The organism is Enterobacter sp. N5-15 (assembly GCF_057221635.1).
Map to the genome: position 1 here is coordinate 799724 of NZ_CM170150.1, position 20603 is coordinate 820326.

Below are 20603 nucleotides of genomic sequence, written 5' to 3' on the forward strand. Positions count from 1 at the left end.
ATCCGCTCCTCAGTTGTTGTCGAAGCGGAAAACGTCTTCGCAGGCCTGTTTCAGGGGGCTGTCAGCACCGATGCTGCAGTCGCGCGTCCAGCCCGTCATACCGTTGCCGTCGCTCCACCGTGGCGTCATGGTTACCGTCAGCCCGTTAAGACTCTCCTGTCCTGTTAAGGTCACGATCCCTTTCGCCACGCTCATTCCTGAAACGTAGCGTGTCGTGGTGGGGGAAGGGATACCGTTACTGCCGGCATCGCAGCTCTCCACGCCACCGTGATCCAGCGCGCAAAGCTCGATGGCCGTACGGTAGGGAACGAAGGTTTGCAGCATATCGGTCAGCGCCGCCTTGCGCAGGTAGTTCTGATAGGCGGGAACGCCGATGGCGCTCAGAATCGCAATGATGCCAATGACCACCATCAGCTCAATGAGTGTGAAGCCTTGTTGTCTGTCCATATCTGCTCCTTATGCAAAGTGGCGCTACTTTGTCAGCGGGAAAGAGCAGAAACGAGAGGCAAGAAAGGGAACGGGAAGGGGTCTTCAGAGAATTTATTCAGTGTTGCAGGGAAGAACAGCGGATCTGCGAGCGGGGCTGAAATTCCCCTCTCCACCCGGAGAGGGGAGAAGGCGTTATTTGAAGCGCATTGAGAGGTCGAGAGCGCGAACGTGTTTGGTCAGCGCGCCGACGGAGATGTAATCCACGCCGGTTTCGGCGAATTCACGGATCGTTTCGAAAGTGACGTTCCCGGACACTTCAAGCTGGGCCCGGCCGTTTGTCAGTTTTACCGCCTCGCGCATCTGCTCTGTTTCGAAGTTATCGAGCATGATGATATCGGCCCCGGCCTTAATCGCCTGCTCCAGCTCTTCCAGGCTTTCGACTTCCACCTCAACAGGCACGTCCGGGTGCAGCCAGAAGGCTTTCTCAACCGCCTGACGCACGGAGCCAGAGGCAATAATGTGGTTCTCTTTAATCAGAAAGGCGTCGGATAAGCCCAGACGATGGTTTGCGCCGCCGCCGCAGAGCACGGCATACTTCAGCGCGGTGCGCAGGCCCGGCAGCGTTTTGCGGGTATCCAGCAGCTGGGTTCGGGTACCGGCCAGCAGGTCAACGTAGCGACGCACTTCACTGGCCACGCCTGAGAGCGTTTGTACAAAATTGAGCGCGGTACGTTCGCCGGTCAGCAAGACGCGGGAAGGACCGTCCAGTTCGAACAGCGGCTGGTTGGCCGTGACTGCATCGCCGTCTTCAACATGCCAGGTCACCTGCACATCATCGCCCGCCAGCTGGGTAAAGACCTCTTCAACCCAACGCTTGCCGCAAAAGACGCCGTCTTCACGGGTGATAATGACCGCGTGGGAGCGTGTCTCTTTTGGCAATAATTGTGCGGTAATATCCTTATCAGCGTTAACGTCACCGCCCAGATCTTCTTTCAAAGCATGGGAGACGCTTGCCGGAATATCCATATTAATACGTTCCAGAAGCGCTTCACGTCGGTGGTCGGGGTTGTAGCGGCGAGGCGGCATGATAAAACTCCAAATTGGTAACGAATCATAATATTGAAACATGCTACTCTGAACCGAGTCATTGCACCATACAGAAGGAGTTCCAGCATGTTGTTAGAAAACGGATGGCTGGTGGATGCGCGGCACGTGCCCTCGCCGCACCACGATTGCCGCCCGGAGGATGAAAAACCCACATTGCTGGTGGTTCATAATATTAGTCTCCCGCCGGGTGAATTTGGCGGCCCGTGGATCGATGCGTTATTCACGGGAACGATTGATCCCGATGCTCATCCCTTCTTTGCTGAGATTGCACATCTGCGCGTATCGGCTCACTGCCTGATTCGTCGCGATGGTGAAGTGGTTCAGTATGTTCCCTTTGATAAGCGCGCCTGGCATGCCGGGGTGTCGATGTATCACGGGCGCGAACGGTGCAACGATTTTTCTATCGGGATTGAACTGGAAGGCACGGATACGACGCCCTACACCGATTCACAGTATCAACAGCTAGCGGCTGTGACCCACACGCTAATTGGACTCTACCCGGCTATCGCCGAAAATATCACGGGACACAGTGATATAGCCCCGGAGAGAAAAACCGATCCCGGTCCGGCCTTTGACTGGCCCCGGTTTCGCGCCATGCTCGCCGCGTCGTCAGAATAAGGAGATACCATGACGTTGTTTACCATGCTGCTGGTTATCATCGCTGAACGCCTGTTCAAGCTCGGTGAGCACTGGCATCTGGATCACCGGCTGGAGGTGTTATTCCGCCGGATTAAGCACTTTTCTATGCTGCGCACGCTGCTGATGATGGCAGGGGTGATGGTCATAACGTTCCTGCTCCTGCGCTCGCTGTACGGACTCTTTTTCAACGTGCCGCTGCTGGTGGTGTGGATCCTGCTTGGGGTGCTGTGCATTGGTGCGGGAAAGGTGCGTTTGCACTATCACGCATACCTGAAAGCCGCCTCCCGTGACGATGCCCATGCGCGCGGTGCCATGGCGAGCGAACTGACCATGATCCACGGCGTGCCGCCGGACTGCGACGAGCGCGAATTTCTGCGCGAGCTGCAAAACGCGCTGCTGTGGATTAACTTCCGCTACTACCTGGCACCGCTGTTCTGGTTCGTGGTGGGCGGCCCGTGGGGGCCGGTACTGCTGATGGGGTATGCGTTTCTGCGCGCCTGGCAGACCTGGCTTGCCCGTTATCTGACGCCGCATGAACGCCTGCAGTCCGGCATTGATGCCATCCTGCACGTGCTCGACTGGCTTCCGGTGCGTCTGGTGGGCGTGGTGTACGCGTTAATTGGTCACGGTGAAAAAGCGCTGCCCGCTTGGTTCGCGTCTCTTGCCGATCGCCATACGTCGCAGTACCAGGTGCTAACGCGTCTGGCGCAGTTCTCGCTGGCGCGTGAGCCGCATACGGACAAGATTGTAACGCCGAAAGCCGCTGTCTCCATGGCGAAGAAAACCTCGTTTGTGGTGGTGGTGATCGTGGCGCTGCTGACGATTTACGGCACGCTGGTGTAGGCCAGCGCGCCGCAAAGACTAAAGCGTATCCGCGGGCGGGATGCCGAAATCAGGCATCCCGTTTTCATTCCAGCGGACGAGCTTCAGGCGGGTATGGCGGTTCGGATCGTACAGCGGGTCGCCCTCAATTTCGGTGTAGTTACGCGCGTGATAAACCAGCACATCTTCCCCTTCGGGCGTTTGCGTAAAGCTGTTGTGTCCCGGGCCGAACTGGCGGTTCTCATAGCTGGTAACGAACACCGGACGCGGGGATTTGTGCCAGTTTGCCGGGTTTTGCGGATCGGCATTCAGGTCTATCCACAGTAGCCCCATGCAGTAGTTCTCGTCGGTGGCGCTGGCGGAATAGCTGATAAACAGCTTATCGCCGTGAATCAGCACCGCCGGGCCTTCGTTGACCCAAAAACCGCGACACTCCCAGTCATACTCCGGCTTGCTGAGCATCACCGGCTCGCCTTTCAGCGTCCAGGGATTCTCCATTTCGCACAGATAAAGATTGGAGTTTCCGCTGATATCCGGCGCTTTTTGCGCCCACAGATACCAGCGTTTACCCTGATGAACAAAGGTGGTGGCGTCCAGGGCGAAGGTATCGAAAGGCGTTTTGATCTGCCCTTTTTCCACCCACGCGCCGGTGAGCGGATCGCCATCAGCACATTCAATGGCGAACATACGGTGCTGGAACATCCCGAGCGCGTCGAGCGCCTGGGTGTGCGTCGCGGCAAAATAGATGTACCACTTCCCGTCAATGTGATGCAGTTCCGGCGCCCAGATCAGCTGGCTCATCGGGCCGGTCTCGGGTTTGCGCCAGACCACCACTTCTTCAGCATTACGTAAGCCTTCCAGCGACTCTGCGCGGCGGATCGCCAGCCTGTCGTACTGCGGCACGGAGGCGATGAAATAGTACTTCCCCTCATGGCGTAAAATGTACGGGTCGGCACGTTGTTCGATAAACGGGTTTGGCCAGGTTTGCATTCGGCTTTCCTTATTTTGTCTCTGCGGCTTTCAGTTCCTGATAGTCGTTCAGCTCGCGATAGTTGCTGCGGCGTTTTTCCAGATCGAGCTGGATCTGCTTCATGGTTTCGCGGTCCACTTTCAGCAGGCGTACCACGCCAGCGGTAATTAAGTATCCAACGCCGGGAATAACGGTAAACAGCAGCACGATCCCGTTAATGGCGTCCGCGCTTTGCGCTTTTGCGCCCGCGTCATAGCCGTACCAGGATAGCAGGAAGCCGACCATCGCCCCGGCAATCGCCAGCCCCAGCTTCAGGAAGAAGATGTTGCCGGAGAAGCTGATCCCGGTAATGCGCTTACCGGTCTTCCACTCGCCGTAGTCATCCACGTCGGCCATGAGCGACCAGTGCAGCGGAGACGGGATCTGGTGCAGGATGTTCAGCAGGAAGTAGAGCACCACGATGGTGACGGTGGCTTTCGGGTCGAAGAAATAAAAGGCGGTTGAGAAAATCGCCAGCACGATATTGGTCCAGAAGAAGACCTTCAGCTTACACCAGCGGTCGGTCAGCACTTTTGCCAGCACGCTGCCGAGCATCATGCCGACTACGCCCAGGCTGATAAACAGCGTGGCGAAGTGGGTGCTCTGGCCCATCACCCAGGTGACGTAATACATGGTGGCGGCCATGCGGATAAAGCCCGGGCAGACGTTGCAAAGGGTCAGGAGCAGAATGCGTACCCATTGGTCGTTCTTCCACACGTCTTTCAGATCGTTTTTCAACTCGTCGTTGGTCTGTACCGCCGGGCGCACGCGCTCGCGCACGGTGGCGAAGCAGAACAGGAACATGCAGGTTCCAATCAGCGCCAGCACGGTCATCGCCATCTGATAGCCTTTGGCTTTGTTATCCCCGCCAAACCAGTCGGCCATCGGCAGCAGCGTTAATGAGAGCAGCAGCGTGGCGATCCCGACCAGCACGAAGCGATACGACTGGCAGGCCACGCGTTCTTTTGGATCGTTGGTGATCACCCCGCCCAGCGAGCAGTAGGGAATGTTGATGGCCGTATAGGTCAAAGAGAGCAGGAAGTAGGTGACAAACGCATAGATAACTTTGCTGTTATAGCTCCACTCCGGCGTGGTGAACATCAGGATGCTGAACAGCGCGTAGGGGAAGGCGATCCACAGCAGCCATGGACGAAACCGGCCATATTTACTGCGGGTACGGTCGGCAATCGCCCCCATGATCGGGTCCGTTACGGCGTCAATTACGCGGACGGACAGCAGCAGTACGCCGACCAGCGCAGGCGCCAGGCCAAAAATATCCGTATAAAAATAGTTAACAAACAGCATGATGGCGCCGAAGATGATGTTGCATCCCGCGTCGCCCATCCCATAGCCGATCTTTTCTTTTACTGACAGTGTGTTGTTATCCATCGACAGCTCTCCGGTTTACGGTATGGAGAGAATTATTCGCTGGCGAAGGAATATATGCGTTGCAGTATCAGGGCGGTGATATGGATAAATGCGCTGTGGGCGCGAAAGTGTGAGGAAGGTAACAACGCGCGGCACCCGCAAAAGCAGGTGCCGCGGAGAAGGGCTTAGTGGGCCTTCATGGCATTACGGCTTTTCTGACTGAAGAGATAGCCCACGCCAAGGATCGCAATCCAGACCGGGATCAGGTAGACGGAAATCGCCATGCCCGGCGTGATCAGCATGATCACCAGCACGGCCGCCATGAACACCAGGCACACCCAGTTGCCCAGCGGGTAAAGCAGGGCAGGGAAGCGGGTGGTAACGCCCTGCTGCTGCTTGGCGCGGCGGAACTTGATGTGCGCCAGGCTGATCATCGCCCAGTTGATGACCAGAGCAGAGACCACCAGCGCCATCAGCAGGCCAAACGCCGATTCCGGTGCCAGATAGTTAATGAGCACGCACAGCGCGGTCACGACCGCCGAAACAAGAATCGTGTTTACCGGCACGCCGCGCTTATCGACGTTGAGCAGCGCTTTTGGCGCGTTACCCTGCTGGGCCAGGCCGAACAGCATGCGGCTGTTGCAGTATACGCAGCTGTTGTAAACGGAGAGCGCAGCGGTCAGAACAACCACGTTGAGTGCGTTTGCTACAAAGGTATCGCCCAGCTCGTGGAAGATCAGCACAAACGGGCTGGTGTCAGCGGTCACGCGGGTCCACGGCAGCAGGGAGAGCAGCACGGCCAGCGAGCCCACATAGAAGATCAGGATGCGGTAGATAACCTGGTTAGTGGCTTTTGGAATGCTCTGCTCCGGGTTGTCGGCTTCTGCGGCGGTGATGCCCACCAGCTCGAGGCCGCCGAAGGAGAACATAATGATAGCCATCATCATCACCAGACCGGTCATGCCGTGAGGCAGGAATCCGCCCTGTTCCCAAAGGTTGCGCACGGTTGCCTGCGGGCCACCGTTTCCGCTGAACAGCAGCCAGCCGCCAAAGATAATCATCGCCACTACGGCAATGACCTTGATGATGGCAAACCAGAACTCCATTTCACCGAACACTTTTACGTTGGTCAGGTTAATGGCGTTAATAATGACGAAGAAAGCCGCTGCGGAGGCCCAGGTTGGGATCTCGGGATACCAGAACTGAATGTATTTCCCGACGGCGGTAAGCTCAGCCATGGCAACCAGAACGTACAGCACCCAGTAGTTCCAGCCCGATGCAAAACCGGCAAAGCTGCCCCAGTATTTATAGGCAAAGTGGCTGAAGGAGCCTGCGACCGGCTCTTCAACGACCATTTCCCCTAACTGGCGCATGATCAGAAAAGCAATGAAACCTGCAATCGCGTAACCCAAAATAATGCCGGGACCGGCTGACTGGATAACGGATGCGCTGCCCAGAAACAGGCCGGTACCAATCGCACCGCCCAGTGCGATGAGCTGTATATGGCGGTTTTTAAGCCCGCGCTTTAGCTGATCGCCGTGCTGTTGAGCTTCCATTTGAAACCTCGTGTGTGGTTGTTATGTTCACGCTGTGCGTGTGTAATTATGAAAATCCATATTCTGTATTTATTTCTTTACGGTTAACGAGACCGAAAAAAGCGGAGATGACTTCCGTAAGCGCAAGAATAGTGGTAAGCGCCTGCGAATGCACCTGCTTTATGAAAGGGTGATGACGACTTGAATAAAAAGAAAGCATTTGTAAATCGGCCCGCTTATTCGTACTAACCCAACCTATAGAATAGAAATGCTCCATAAGTGGGCGAATTTTCATTATTTGCGTTGTTGAATCGCTTCAGATTGCAAAAACCCTCGTTTCATTATGGTTAAAACCCCCACTTAAGGAGTAATCAACTCATTTGTGCAAAGTTACATTTCTGAAACGTTATTTCTGTAAGGTTGTTAAAATGTGCAGGGTTTACTGATTTCAATCAAAACCAATATGGACAGAAGGTGAATACTTTGTTACTTTAGCGATACGAAATAGAAATTGGTAAGACCAATTGACTCCGGGCAAAAAGGCGTAAGACAGGGAATATGGCCTACAGCAAAATTCGCCAACCAAAACTATCTGATGTGATTGAGCAGCAGCTGGAGTTTTTAATCCTCGAAGGGACTCTGCGCCCGGGTGAGAAACTTCCGCCAGAACGCGAGCTGGCAAAACAGTTCGACGTTTCACGTCCCTCTCTGCGTGAGGCGATTCAACGTCTCGAAGCAAAGGGCTTGCTGCTTCGTCGCCAGGGCGGCGGAACCTTTGTGCAAAACAGCCTGTGGCAGAGCTTCAGCGACCCGCTGGTAGAACTTCTCTCTGACCACCCAGAATCCCAGTTTGATCTGCTTGAGACCCGTCACGCGCTTGAAGGTATTGCGGCCTATTACGCCGCCCTTCGCAGCACTGATGAAGATCGCGTGCGTATCCGCGAGCTGCATCAGGCCATTGAACGGGCACAGCAGTCCGGCGACTTAGACGCCGAGTCCAGTGCCGTTGTCCAGTATCAAATTGCCGTCACCGAAGCGGCCCACAACGTGGTGCTCCTCCATCTGCTACGCTGCATGGAGCCCATGCTGGCCCAGAACGTTCGTCAGAATTTTGAATTGTTGTATGCCCGTCGGGACATGCTCCCACTGGTAAGCAACCATCGCACCCGAGTATTCGAGGCGATAATGGCCGGGGAACCGGAGCAGGCGCGCGAAGCGTCGCACCGCCATCTGGCTTTCATTGAGGAAATCTTGCTGGACCGCAGCCGTGAACAATCGCGTCGCGAACGTTCATTACGCCGCATACAGCAACGAAAGGATTAAGCGCCAGGTACTTTTAGAGCGCGGCAACTAAACGCAGAACCTGTCTTATTGTGTTCTTACCCAAGAGCACAATGGGACAGGTTCCAGACAAATCAACGTATTAGATAGATAAGGAATACCCCCATGTCAGAACGTCTCCAAAATGACGTGGATCCGATCGAAACTCGCGACTGGCTACAGGCGATCGAATCGGTCATCCGTGAAGAAGGTGTTGAGCGCGCTCAGTATCTGATTGATCAGCTGCTTTCTGAAGCCCGCAAAGGCGGTGTGAAGGTTGCTTCAGGTGCAGGGGCTAGCAACTACGTAAACACGATTGCCGTCGAAGACGAACCGGAATACCCGGGCAATCTGGATCTGGAACGTCGTATCCGTTCTGCAATCCGCTGGAACGCCATCATGACCGTTCTGCGCGCATCCAAGAAAGACCTGGAACTGGGTGGCCACATGGCGTCCTTCCAGTCTTCTGCAACCGTTTACGAAGTGTGCTTCAACCACTTCTTCCGTGCAGCGAACGAGAAAGACGGCGGCGATCTGGTGTACTTCCAGGGCCACATCTCTCCGGGCATCTATGCACGTGCATTCCTGGAAGGTCGTCTGACTGAAGAGCAGATGAACAACTTCCGTCAGGAAGTTCACGGTAAAGGTCTGTCTTCTTACCCGCACCCTAAACTGATGCCTGAATTCTGGCAGTTCCCGACCGTATCTATGGGTCTGGGCCCAATCGGTGCGATTTATCAGGCTAAATTCCTGAAATACCTGGAACACCGTGGTCTGAAAGACACCTCTGAGCAGACCGTTTACGCCTTCCTGGGCGACGGCGAAATGGATGAGCCAGAATCCAAAGGTGCGATCACCATCGCAACCCGTGAGAAGCTGGACAACCTGTGCTTCATCATCAACTGTAACCTGCAGCGTCTGGATGGTCCGGTAACCGGTAACGGCAAGATCATCAACGAACTGGAAGGCATCTTCGCAGGTGCTGGCTGGAACGTGATCAAGGTCATGTGGGGCGGTCGTTGGGATGAGCTGCTGCGTAAAGATACCAGCGGTAAACTGATCCAGCTGATGAACGAAACCGTTGACGGTGACTACCAGACCTTCAAATCCAAAGACGGCGCCTACGTTCGTGAGCACTTCTTCGGTAAATATCCTGAAACCGCAGCACTGGTTGCAGACTGGACTGATGAGCAGATCTGGGCCCTGAACCGCGGTGGTCACGATCCGAAGAAAGTCTACGCTGCACTGAAAAAAGCGCAGGAAACCAAAGGTAAAGCGACTGTAATCCTGGCCCATACCATCAAAGGTTACGGCATGGGTGATACCGCAGAAGGTAAAAACATCGCTCACCAGGTTAAGAAAATGAACATGGACGGCGTGCGTTATATCCGCGACCGTTTCAACGTTCCAGTGACCGATGAGCAGGTAGAAAACCTGTCTTACATCACCTTCCCGGAAGGTTCTGAAGAGCACAAGTACCTGCACGAACGTCGTCAGGCGCTGAAAGGCTACCTGCCAGCTCGTCAGCCAAACTTCACCGAGAAGCTGGAACTGCCAGCGCTTGAAGACTTCTCTCAGCTGCTGGAAGAGCAGAACAAAGAGATCTCTACCACTATCGCTTTCGTTCGTGCCCTGAACGTGATGCTGAAGAACAAGTCGATCAAAGATCGTCTGGTTCCAATCATCGCCGACGAAGCGCGTACTTTCGGTATGGAAGGTCTGTTCCGTCAGATCGGTATCTACAGCCCGAACGGCCAGCAGTACACCCCGCAGGACCGTGAGCAGGTTGCATACTACAAAGAAGACGAGAAAGGTCAGATCCTGCAGGAAGGTATCAACGAGCTGGGCGCAGGCGCATCCTGGCTGGCTGCTGCGACCTCTTACAGCACCAACAACCTGCCGATGATCCCGTTCTACATTTACTACTCCATGTTCGGGTTCCAGCGTATCGGTGACCTGTGCTGGCAGGCAGGCGACCAGCAGGCTCGCGGCTTCCTGGTAGGCGGTACCTCAGGTCGTACGACCCTGAACGGTGAAGGTCTGCAGCACGAAGATGGCCACAGCCACATTCAGTCTCTGACTATCCCTAACTGTATCTCTTACGACCCGTCTTACGCGTATGAAGTGGCAGTCATCATGCATGACGGTCTGACCCGTATGTACGGTGAAGCGCAAGAGAACATTTACTACTACATCACCACCCTGAACGAAAACTACCACATGCCAGCAATGCCAGCAGGTGCCGAGGAAGGTATCCGTAAAGGTATCTACAAACTCGAAACCCTCGAAGGTAGCAAAGGTAAAGTTCAGCTGCTGGGCTCCGGCTCTATCCTGCGTCACGTACGTGAAGCAGCGCAGATCCTGGCGAAAGACTACGGTGTGGGTTCCGACGTGTACTCTGTGACTTCCTTCACTGAACTGGCGCGTGATGGCCAGGATTGTGAGCGTTGGAACATGCTGCACCCAATGGAAACCCCACGCGTTCCGTACATCGCTCAGGTGATGAACGACGCGCCAGCGGTGGCGTCTACTGACTATATGAAACTGTTCGCTGAGCAGGTTCGTACTTACGTTCCAGCTGATGATTATCGCGTTCTGGGTACTGACGGCTTCGGTCGTTCTGACAGCCGCGAAAACCTGCGTCACCACTTCGAAGTTGATGCTTCTTACGTGGTTGTAGCAGCACTGGGCGAACTGGCTAAACGTGGCGAAATCGATAAGAAAGTGGTTGCGGACGCAATCACCAAATTCAATATCGATGCAGAAAAAGTTAACCCGCGTCTGGCGTAAGAGGTAAAAGAATAATGGCTATCGAAATCAATGTACCGGACATCGGGGCTGATGAAGTTGAAATCACCGAGATCCTGGTCAAAGTAGGCGACAAAGTTGAAGCTGAACAGTCGCTGATCACCGTAGAAGGCGACAAAGCCTCTATGGAAGTCCCGTCTCCTCAGGCTGGCATCGTTAAAGAGATCAAAGTCTCTGTTGGCGATAAAACCGAGACCGGCAAACTGATCATGATTTTCGATTCCGCCGACGGTGCAGCTGCTGCTGCACCTGCGCAGGAAGAGAAGAAAGCCGCTCCGGCCGCCGCTGCTCCAGCAGCTGCCGCGAGCGCGAAAGAAGTCAACGTGCCTGACATCGGCGGTGACGAAGTTGAAGTCACTGAAATCCTGGTGAAAGTGGGCGACACCGTTGCGGCCGAGCAGTCACTGATCACCGTAGAAGGCGACAAAGCCTCTATGGAAGTGCCAGCTCCGTTTGCCGGTACCGTTAAAGAGATCAAGATCAACACCGGTGACAAAGTGTCTACCGGGTCGCTTATCATGATCTTCGAAGTGGCGGGTGCTGCACCTGCTGCAGCGCCTGCGCAGGCCGCTGCTCCGGCTCCGGCTGCTGCACCAGCGGCTGCTGGCGGCGCGAAAGACGTTAACGTACCGGACATCGGCGGTGACGAAGTTGAAGTCACCGAAGTGATGGTGAAAGTGGGCGACAAAGTTGCCGCTGAACAGTCACTGATCACCGTTGAAGGCGACAAGGCTTCTATGGAAGTGCCAGCGCCGTTCGCGGGTACCGTTAAAGAGATCAAAATCAGCACCGGCGACAAAGTGTCTACCGGCTCTCTGATCATGGTCTTCGAAGTGGAAGGCGCTGCGCCTGCCGCAGCTCCGGCTGCCGCGGCTGCTCCAGCCCCTGCTGCTGCACCGGCTCAGGCTGCTAAACCAGCCGCTGCCCCTGCTGCTAAAGCAGAAAAATCTGAGTTCGCTGAAAACGACGCTTACGTCCACGCGACCCCGCTGATTCGTCGCCTGGCGCGCGAATTCGGTGTGAACCTGGCGAAAGTGAAAGGAACCGGCCGTAAGGGTCGTATCCTGCGCGAAGACGTTCAGACCTACGTGAAAGACGCGGTGAAACGCGCCGAAGCTGCACCTGCTGCAGCCGCCGGCGGCGGTATCCCGGGCATGCTGCCATGGCCGAAAGTGGACTTCAGCAAGTTCGGCGAAATCGAAGAAGTGGAGCTGGGCCGCATCCAGAAAATCTCTGGTGCTAACCTGAGCCGTAACTGGGTGATGATCCCGCACGTTACGCACTTCGATAAGACCGATATCACCGATCTGGAAGCGTTCCGTAAACAGCAGAACGCCGAAGCTGAGAAGCGCAAACTGGACGTGAAATTCACCCCAGTGGTCTTCATCATGAAAGCCGTTGCCGCTGCCCTTGAGCAGATGCCACGCTTCAACAGCTCCCTGTCCGAAGACGGTCAGAAGCTGACGCTGAAGAAATACATCAACATCGGTGTTGCGGTTGATACGCCAAATGGTCTGGTTGTTCCGGTCTTCAAAGACGTGAACAAGAAGAGCATCACTGAGCTGTCCCGTGAACTGACCGTGATCTCCAAGAAAGCGCGTGATGGTAAGCTGACTGCCGGCGAAATGCAGGGCGGCTGCTTCACCATCTCCAGCATCGGCGGCCTGGGTACCACCCACTTCGCGCCGATCGTGAACGCGCCGGAAGTGGCTATCCTCGGTGTGTCTAAATCCGCGATGGAGCCGGTGTGGAATGGCAAAGAGTTCGTGCCGCGTCTGATGATGCCAATCTCTCTGTCCTTCGACCACCGCGTGATCGACGGTGCTGATGGTGCGCGCTTCATCACCATCATCAACAACACCCTGAGCGACATTCGCCGCCTGGTGATGTAATCGAAAAGCCGGCCAGTCGGCCGGCTTTTTTCTGATAATCTCATGGTGTTTGTGAGGTTATTGGCGAAAGCGACAATTCGTGAGCCGTTTGTTGTTTCAAAATTGTTAACAATTTTGTAAACTGCGGGCGGATAGAACGACCCGGTGGACGACGGGTATAAATTAAGAGGTCATGATGAGCACAGAAATCAAAACTCAGGTCGTAGTACTTGGGGCAGGCCCGGCAGGTTACTCCGCAGCATTCCGTGCAGCGGATTTAGGTCTGGAAACCGTCATCGTAGAACGTTACAGCACCCTCGGCGGTGTTTGTCTGAACGTCGGCTGTATCCCTTCTAAAGCGCTGCTGCACGTAGCGAAAGTTATCGAAGAAGCCAAAGCGCTGGCTGAACACGGTATCGTCTTCGGCGAGCCGAAAACCGATATCGACAAAATTCGTACCTGGAAAGAGAAAGTTATCACTCAGCTGACCGGCGGTCTGGCGGGTATGGCCAAAGGCCGTAAGGTGAAAGTGGTAAACGGTCTGGGTAAATTCACCGGTGCGAACACCCTGGAAGTGGAAGGCGAAAACGGCAAAACCGTGATCAACTTCGACAACGCGATCATCGCGGCAGGCTCTCGCCCAATCGAACTGCCATTCATTCCGCATGAAGATCCACGCGTGTGGGATTCCACCGATGCGCTGGAGCTGAAAACCGTTCCTAAGCGTCTGCTGGTCATGGGCGGCGGTATCATCGGTCTGGAAATGGGTACCGTGTACCATGCGCTGGGTTCAGAGATCGATGTGGTTGAAATGTTCGACCAGGTTATCCCGGCTGCCGACAAAGACATCGTTAAAGTCTTCACCAAACGCATCAGCAAGAAATTCAACCTGATGCTGGAAACCAAAGTGACTGCCGTTGAAGCGAAAGAAGACGGTATTTACGTTTCCATGGAAGGCAAAAAAGCCCCATCCGAACCACAGCGTTACGACGCCGTGCTGGTGGCTATCGGCCGTGTGCCGAACGGTAAAAACCTCGATGCGGGCAAAGCTGGCGTGGAAGTGGACGACCGTGGCTTTATCCGCGTTGACAAACAGCTGCGCACTAACGTGCCGCACATCTTTGCTATCGGCGATATCGTCGGTCAGCCAATGCTGGCGCACAAAGGTGTTCACGAAGGTCACGTTGCCGCTGAAGTTATCGCCGGCATGAAGCACTACTTCGATCCGAAAGTCATCCCATCTATCGCGTACACCGAGCCAGAAGTGGCATGGGTGGGTCTGACCGAGAAAGAAGCGAAAGAGAAAGGCATGAGCTACGAAACCGCCACCTTCCCGTGGGCTGCTTCTGGCCGTGCTATCGCGTCCGACTGCGCTGACGGTATGACCAAACTGATCTTCGACAAAGAGACTCACCGCGTGATCGGTGGTGCGATTGTCGGTACCAACGGCGGCGAGCTGCTGGGTGAAATCGGTCTGGCTATCGAAATGGGCTGTGACGCTGAAGACATCGCGCTGACCATCCACGCTCACCCGACTCTGCACGAGTCCGTGGGTCTGGCGGCAGAAGTGTTTGAAGGCAGCATCACCGATCTGCCAAACGCGAAAGCGAAGAAGAAATAAGTTTCTTCAGATGAAAAAAAGCGGCCAATGGCCGCTTTTTTTATGCGCTGCGTTTAGGGCGCCACCGGCTGCCAGGTTTTATCAGGGCCATAGGCGGTTAACGCCCGGGCTTTCTGCTCCGAATCGCTGCCGAGGTCTGACTGATAAACCTTGTCGTCCTGATTTATCACAAAGCTCATTACGCCCGTCTGACCATAGCTGACCGGCCAGGCAACCATCGCGAAACCGTGATTATCCGGCAGAATGCGGAAACGATAGCCGTGATAGCCGGTACCCGGCTCTTTCGGACTAAATGCCGGGCCGAGCGGGCTGGGCGCTTCGCCGGGCGAGGCTGGCCAGTACAAACCGTCTTTTTTCCCTTTCGAGCTGACAATCTTCTGCGCGTATTTCTGGTTCATAGCAAAATAGCTTTGCTGCGCATCAACATAGGCATGTAAGGCTTCAATGGCGGCGAGCTCGTTACGCCCGATTTCGCGGGTCAGGATCTCCTCAGCCCCTTCTTTGATATCGAACTGCCAGCCGGCAGAGGTTTTGATCACCGGGATGGGGAGCTGCCAGCCGCTGTCTCCGACAACCAGATGCGCCGTATCCCCTTCGACAACCGTGTTGTGACGGACGTTCCAGTCGCGCAGGAAGCGATCGACAGCATCCGGATCAACGCCTTCGGGGGGCAGAAAATCGCGCCAGTTCTCTCCGAGCAGGTCGGTCATCGCGCTCTCATTTTGCTCACTGATGGCTTTGGTCAGCGCATCGGTTGCCTGAGCGGGTGTGCTAAAAGACTGCTGCGCCATCACCGAGGCCGAAAGCATGAACAACACCATTCCACTGAGTAGTTTACTTTTCATGTCGGTTCCCTTAGCGATGTCGAATTTCACGGCGTTCAGCACGTCCACCAGACGCCTGACGCGGCTGCTGCTGGCGAGCAGCAAGCTGCCTGCTTTGCGCACCGCGCTGCTGCTGCGCCTGCCAGTTCGCGGAGCGGCTGTCGTTACCGCTCAGCGCATTGGCCCGCGGCTGGCTGTTTCGCTGCTGGAGAGCGCGTTGCTGCGCGGGCTGCGAAGCCCGCTTCTCTTGTCTCTGCGCGGTGGTCTGGCGGTTTTCTCGCTGCTGCGCGGTGCTCCGCTTCGCCGTCTGCGGTTTGGTGTCGTAGCCACGGTAGTTATTGCGCTGCGAAATCTGCTTCAGCTGTTCGCTTGAGGCCTGACGCTGCACATCTTTCGTTCCGGTTCGCGCCGTTTGGGGGAAGGTTTTGCCCGTAGATTTCTCCATCTGGCTCAGCGCGGCCTGACGCTGGCTATCGCGGTTAACCGGTTTTTGCTGCGCTGAGCTGAGCCCTGTCGCCGTGCTGGTGGAGTGGAAGCGAGTGTTGAGCTGGTTAGTCGGATAGGGCACCCCTTCCCGATAGGCGGGGTTGTGCTGCCAGGTGCGGTTGGCGTCCGTCAGACGCTGTCCGCTGATTTTATTGAAGTTCTCAACGTTGATATTGATATTGTTATCACCGTTGCGGTTATAGCCGCCGTGATTATCCCAGTCGCCATGGTGATGATCCCAGTCATCGTCATCATCCCAGTCGATGTTGCTGAAGATGGCATAGGTTGTGGCGACGCCCAGGCTGAAGCCTAAACCGTTTACAAAGCTGTTGCCAAACTGCTCCCCGGGTGTAGGCGGGAGATAGGTGGGCGGATAGGCGGTGTTTGGCCAGGCCCCGTAAACCGTATTGGGGTTATAGGTAGGGACGTAAACAACCTGCGGATCGGCAGATTCAATTTTGATTACCGTTGGGGCGGGCGCGGACGTCGTGGCTGTCGTTGTCTCAGTGGCGCTGGTTTTCGCTGGCGTCGGTTTTGTCACGGTGGTGACCGTCTGCTGAGGCGTGGATTGTAAAGCGCCGGTTTTCTGCGCCAGCGTGCGCAGGCGCTGAACGGAATCCATCACGTCCTTCGGCTGCGCGAGAAACGCATCACCCAGATTTTGTACCCACGGCGGGTTTTCACCCATCAAGGACATAAGCTGAGGAAACGCGACCAGCGATTTTACGCTGGGATCCCAGGGCTGGCTGGCAACGGCCTGAATCGCGGCGTCCCCTTCCATTTTAGGGTTGTCTTTGGACCACTGCGCCGCCTGGATCACGTTGGCCGGATAGGTCGACGCCATTAAAATTTGCGACAGCAGGGCATCCGGGTAGAGCGCGATGGGAGCAACCCATTGATCGATTTGCGCGGCAGTGTAGGTTGGTGCGACAACAGGGGCGGGCTGGGCTGCGGCAGGCGCAGGTGCGGCCGGCTGTTGTGCGACGGGAGCCGGCGCAGCGGGCTCCGTGGCGCGACCTTTGACAAACATGACGCCTGAGGCGGCAAACAGCCCGGCACTGCACAGAAGGATGAGCAGATGTGGCTTAAAGGGCAACTTCATAAAATGACTCCAACGAGACAAGCGCTGTGCCGTGAGGCGTTACGGTTGGCGTGAGTATTATTCACCCGTCTTTTACTGTTTTGACTTTTATTGGGAAGCGTCCGGTACATCCGGATAAAGAGTGTGTGCATTTATTACACAATTATATGCGATGCGGGAAAAACCGCAGGGGATTCAGAAGGCCGCTCTTGCGAGCGGCCAGCAGCTAGTTGCCGAGGTTGACGACAAACAGCACCGTGATGTCGGATATGTTCCAGCCACCGTGCAGCGCGGTTAGCAGTAAACCGGTCACAACGATCAGCGCAGTGATTCGCATCTCCATTGCGTGCGTTCCTGTACAGACTACGCGGGTTCATTCTTCACCGGGAAAGGCAGAACCAGGCAAATGAGTACATTGCCGCGTAGGTTACGGAACTGCTTCCGGGCCCGGTGACTGGTTGCTACACCAGCGAAGCAGGCCGGGGGCAACAGTATTACAGCCGAAATGGACTGAAAAGAGGTGAAATGCAGTTTCATCCTTTTTCGTTCGAAACTGGATGGAGGCTCGTAAACACAAAATATGTGCTTGCGGATCCGCATACTCAGGAGCATTATTTATGCCGAGTGCATTGCCGCAAATCTGCCAACACGGTGTGCTACCACCGCAAGGCAACAAATAAACCGCTATCAGGCGGTTTTTTTGTACCCAAAATTCGTCTTGTCTCCCCGCTACACCATGCTTAACGATTCAGCAAATTTTTTAATGTTGCTTTTTTGTAAACGGATTAACACTGTGTAGAAATCCTGCTATGCTGCCCGACGCGGTATCGGGCATTTACCCTACAAACTGCTGTCTCACAGGAGCGTGAAGAGAACGCCCGCCGCATATGACAATGAGAGCGAGGAGAACCGTCGTGCTAGAAGAATACCGTAAGCACGTAGCAGAACGTGCCGCCGAGGGAATTGTACCCAAACCTTTAGATGCAACCCAAATGGCCGCGCTCGTCGAGCTGCTGAAGAACCCGCCCAAGGGCGAAGAAGAATTCCTGTTAGATCTGCTGATCAACCGCGTACCGCCTGGCGTAGATGAAGCTGCCTACGTAAAAGCCGGATTCCTTGCTGCTATCGCCAAAGGCGAAGCCACCTCCCCACTGGTTACTCCTGAAAAAGCCATTGAACTGCTCGGCACCATGCAGGGTGGTTACAACATTCATCCGCTGATTGACGCGCTGGATAACGACAAGCTGGCACCGATTGCCGCTAAAGCGCTCTCTTCCACGCTGCTGATGTTCGATAACTTCTACGACGTAGAAGAAAAAGCCAAAGCAGGCAACGTCTATGCGAAGCAGGTGATGCAGTCCTGGGCTGATGCCGAATGGTTCCTGAACCGTCCTGCTCTGGCTGAAAAAATCACCGTTACCGTCTTTAAAGTGACCGGTGAAACCAACACCGATGACCTCTCTCCGGCACCGGACGCGTGGTCTCGCCCGGATATCCCTCTGCACGCCCTGGCGATGCTGAAAAACGCCCGTGAAGGCATTGAGCCGGATCAGCCGGGCAGCGTCGGCCCGATCAAACAGATCGAAGCCCTGCAGGAGAAAGGTTACCCGCTGGCCTACGTGGGCGACGTTGTGGGTACCGGTTCTTCCCGTAAATCCGCAACCAACTCCGTGCTGTGGTTCATGGGCGACGATATCCCTCACGTGCCAAACAAGCGCGGCGGTGGCCTGTGCCTCGGCGGTAAAATTGCACCGATCTTCTTCAACACCATGGAAGATGCGGGCGCACTGCCAATCGAAGTTGACGTGAATAACCTGAACATGGGCGACGTGATTGACGTCTATCCGTTCAAAGGCGAAGTGCGTAACCACGAGACCAACGAGCTGCTGGCAAGCTTTGAGCTGAAAACCGACGTGCTGATCGACGAAGTGCGCGCCGGTGGCCGTATCCCGCTGATCATCGGTCGTGGCCTGACCACCAAAGCGCGTGAAGCGCTCGGTCTGCCGCACTCAGACGTGTTCCGTCAGGCGAAAGATGTGGCGGAAAGCGACCGCGGCTACTCGCTGGCGCAGAAAATGGTCGGTCGCGCGTGCGGCGTAGCGGGTGTTCGTCCGGGCGCGTACTGCGAGCCTAAGATGACCTCCGTGGGCTCTCAGGATACCACTGGCCCAATGACCCGTGATGAACTGAAAGACCTGGCGTGCCTGGGCTTCTCTTCTGACCTGGTAATGCAGTCCTTCTGCCACACGGCGGCCTATCCGAAGCCGGTCGACGTAACCACGCACCATACGCTGCCAGACTTCATCATGAACCGCGGCGGCGTTTCTCTGCGTCCGGGTGACGGCGTCATCCACTCCTGGCTGAACCGCATGCTGCTGCCGGATACCGTGGGTACCGGCGGTGACTCCCATACCCGTTTCCCTATCGGTATCTCCTTCCCGGCGGGCTCTGGTCTGGTGGCGTTTGCTGCTGCGACCGGCGTGATGCCGCTGGATATGCCGGAATCGGTGCTGGTGCGCTTCAAAGGTAAAATGCAGCCGGGTATCACCCTGCGCGACCTGGTTCACGCGATCCCGCTGTATGCGATTAAACAGGGCCTGCTGACCGTTGAGAAGAAAGGGAAGAAAAACATCTTCTCTGGCCGCATCCTGGAAATTGAAGGTCTGCCGGATCTGAAAGTTGAGCAGGCGTTCGAGCTGACCGATGCTTCCGCCGAGCGTTCTGCGGCGGGCTGTACCATCAAGCTGAACAAAGAGCCGATTATTGAGTATCTTAACTCTAACATCGTGCTGCTGAAGTGGATGATTGCAGAAGGCTACGGTGACCGTCGTACGCTGGAGCGCCGTATCCAGGGCATGGAAAAATGGCTGGCCGATCCGCAGCTGCTGGAAGCCGATGCTGACGCAGAGTACGCGGCGGTGATCGACATCGATCTGGCGGATATCAAAGAGCCAATCCTGTGTGCACCGAACGATCCGGACGACGCGCGTCCGCTGTCTGAAGTGCAGGGCGAGAAGATCGACGAAGTGTTTATCGGTTCCTGCATGACCAACATCGGTCACTTCCGTGCAGCCGGTAAGCTTCTGGATACCCACAAAGGCCAGCTGCCAACCCGTCTGTGGGTGGCGCCGCCAACCCGTATGGACGCGGCTCAGCTGACCGAAGAGGGCTACTACAGCGTGTTTGGTAAGAGCGGTGCGCGTATCGAAATCCCTGGCTGTTCCCTGTGCATGGGCAACCAGGCGCGCGTTGCCGACGGTGCGACGGTGGTCTCCACCTCTACCCGTAACTTCCCGAACCGTTTAGGTACCGGTGCAAACGTCTTCCTGGCCTCTGCGGAGCTGGCGGCGGTTGCGGCGCTGATTGGCAAACTGCCAACGCCGGAAGAGTACCAGACCTTTGTGGCTCAGGTGGATAAGACCGCGGTGGATACCTATCGCTATCTGAACTTCGACCAGCTCTCTCAGTACACCGAGAAGGCCGACGGGGTTATCTTCCAGACGGCAGTATAAACAGCAAAACCGTCTCTACGAGACGGTTTTTAGTGTTTGCACCCTCTCCCGTGGGAGAGGGACGGGGTGAGGGCATCAGGCCGCAGGGTCTTGCTCTCACCTTTTTATTTTCATTCCTCCCACCTCTCACGCTTTTTTTCTTCCTCGCTGCTGCGATAATTACCTTAATGG

General features: G+C 55.7%; 14 protein-coding genes. 7 read left to right on the forward strand and 7 right to left on the reverse strand.

Going from position 1 to position 20603, the window contains the following annotated elements; translation table 11 throughout:
* Positions 1-9 precede the first annotated feature (9 nt).
* Both ppdD and nadC read right to left on the reverse strand, forming a co-directional pair.
* Positions 10-447, reverse strand: coding sequence for a prepilin peptidase-dependent pilin (gene ppdD, locus AC2TE5_RS03760; RefSeq protein WP_484612679.1), 438 nt, complete (start codon positions 445-447; stop codon positions 10-12).
* A gap of 174 nt (positions 448-621) precedes the next feature.
* Positions 622-1515, reverse strand: coding sequence for a carboxylating nicotinate-nucleotide diphosphorylase (nadC, locus tag AC2TE5_RS03765; RefSeq protein ID WP_032660661.1), 894 nt, complete (start codon positions 1513-1515; stop codon positions 622-624).
* 87 nt (positions 1516-1602) lie between these two features.
* Between nadC and ampD the strand changes: the two genes are divergently transcribed.
* Both ampD and ampE read left to right on the forward strand, forming a co-directional pair.
* Positions 1603-2154, forward strand: coding sequence for a 1,6-anhydro-N-acetylmuramyl-L-alanine amidase AmpD (gene ampD, locus AC2TE5_RS03770; RefSeq protein WP_213329228.1), 552 nt, complete (start codon positions 1603-1605; stop codon positions 2152-2154).
* A gap of 9 nt (positions 2155-2163) precedes the next feature.
* Positions 2164-3018 carry a beta-lactamase regulator AmpE gene (gene ampE, locus AC2TE5_RS03775; protein WP_213329226.1) on the forward strand — a complete coding sequence of 285 codons (855 nt, stop codon included), beginning with the start codon at positions 2164-2166 and terminating at the stop codon, positions 3016-3018.
* Positions 3019-3036: 18 nt separating this feature from the next.
* Here the strand turns inward: ampE and AC2TE5_RS03780 are convergent, their stop codons facing one another.
* The 3 genes from AC2TE5_RS03780 to aroP form a co-directional block, all read right to left on the reverse strand.
* Positions 3037-3987, reverse strand: coding sequence for a glycoside hydrolase family 43 protein (locus AC2TE5_RS03780; RefSeq protein ID WP_484612680.1), 951 nt, complete (start codon positions 3985-3987; stop codon positions 3037-3039).
* A 10-nt stretch (positions 3988-3997) separates the two neighbouring features.
* On the reverse strand, positions 3998-5395 hold the full coding sequence (locus AC2TE5_RS03785; protein WP_196367357.1) for a glycoside-pentoside-hexuronide (GPH):cation symporter: 1398 nt from the start codon (positions 5393-5395) through the stop codon (positions 3998-4000).
* Between the two features lie 164 nt (positions 5396-5559).
* Entirely contained in the window at positions 5560-6930 is a 1371-nt protein-coding gene (gene aroP / locus AC2TE5_RS03790; protein WP_063143363.1) for an aromatic amino acid transporter AroP, read from the reverse strand.
* A gap of 537 nt (positions 6931-7467) precedes the next feature.
* Here aroP and pdhR point away from each other — a divergent pair.
* The 4 genes from pdhR (at position 7468) to lpdA (ending at position 14529) form a co-directional block, all read left to right on the forward strand.
* Positions 7468-8232 (forward strand): pyruvate dehydrogenase complex transcriptional repressor PdhR, encoded by a 765-nt coding sequence (gene pdhR / locus AC2TE5_RS03795; RefSeq protein ID WP_008501960.1) that lies wholly within the window; start codon positions 7468-7470, stop codon positions 8230-8232.
* 123 nt (positions 8233-8355) lie between these two features.
* Positions 8356-11019 carry a pyruvate dehydrogenase (acetyl-transferring), homodimeric type gene (gene aceE / locus AC2TE5_RS03800; RefSeq protein ID WP_089599170.1) on the forward strand — a complete coding sequence of 888 codons (2664 nt, stop codon included), beginning with the start codon at positions 8356-8358 and terminating at the stop codon, positions 11017-11019.
* 14 nt (positions 11020-11033) lie between these two features.
* Positions 11034-12929 (forward strand): pyruvate dehydrogenase complex dihydrolipoyllysine-residue acetyltransferase, encoded by a 1896-nt coding sequence (gene aceF / locus AC2TE5_RS03805; protein ID WP_032660647.1) that lies wholly within the window; start codon positions 11034-11036, stop codon positions 12927-12929.
* A 175-nt stretch (positions 12930-13104) separates the two neighbouring features.
* The gene (lpdA, locus tag AC2TE5_RS03810) at positions 13105-14529 is read left to right on the forward strand and encodes a dihydrolipoyl dehydrogenase (RefSeq protein WP_484613308.1); all 1425 of its coding nucleotides are present in this window, start codon (positions 13105-13107) and stop codon (positions 14527-14529) included.
* 53 nt (positions 14530-14582) lie between these two features.
* On the opposite strand, the gene AC2TE5_RS03815 is transcribed toward lpdA, so the two are convergent.
* A complete protein-coding gene (locus AC2TE5_RS03815) occupies positions 14583-15374 on the reverse strand; it encodes a DUF2950 family protein (protein ID WP_484612681.1) in 792 nt (263 codons plus the stop codon).
* 10 nt (positions 15375-15384) lie between these two features.
* Positions 15385-16941 carry a DUF3300 domain-containing protein gene (locus tag AC2TE5_RS03820; protein ID WP_484612682.1) on the reverse strand — a complete coding sequence of 519 codons (1557 nt, stop codon included), beginning with the start codon at positions 16939-16941 and terminating at the stop codon, positions 15385-15387.
* 893 nt (positions 16942-17834) lie between these two features.
* Here AC2TE5_RS03820 and acnB point away from each other — a divergent pair.
* Positions 17835-20432 (forward strand): bifunctional aconitate hydratase 2/2-methylisocitrate dehydratase, encoded by a 2598-nt coding sequence (gene acnB / locus AC2TE5_RS03825; RefSeq protein WP_484612683.1) that lies wholly within the window; start codon positions 17835-17837, stop codon positions 20430-20432.
* Positions 20433-20603: the final 171 nt, after the last annotated feature.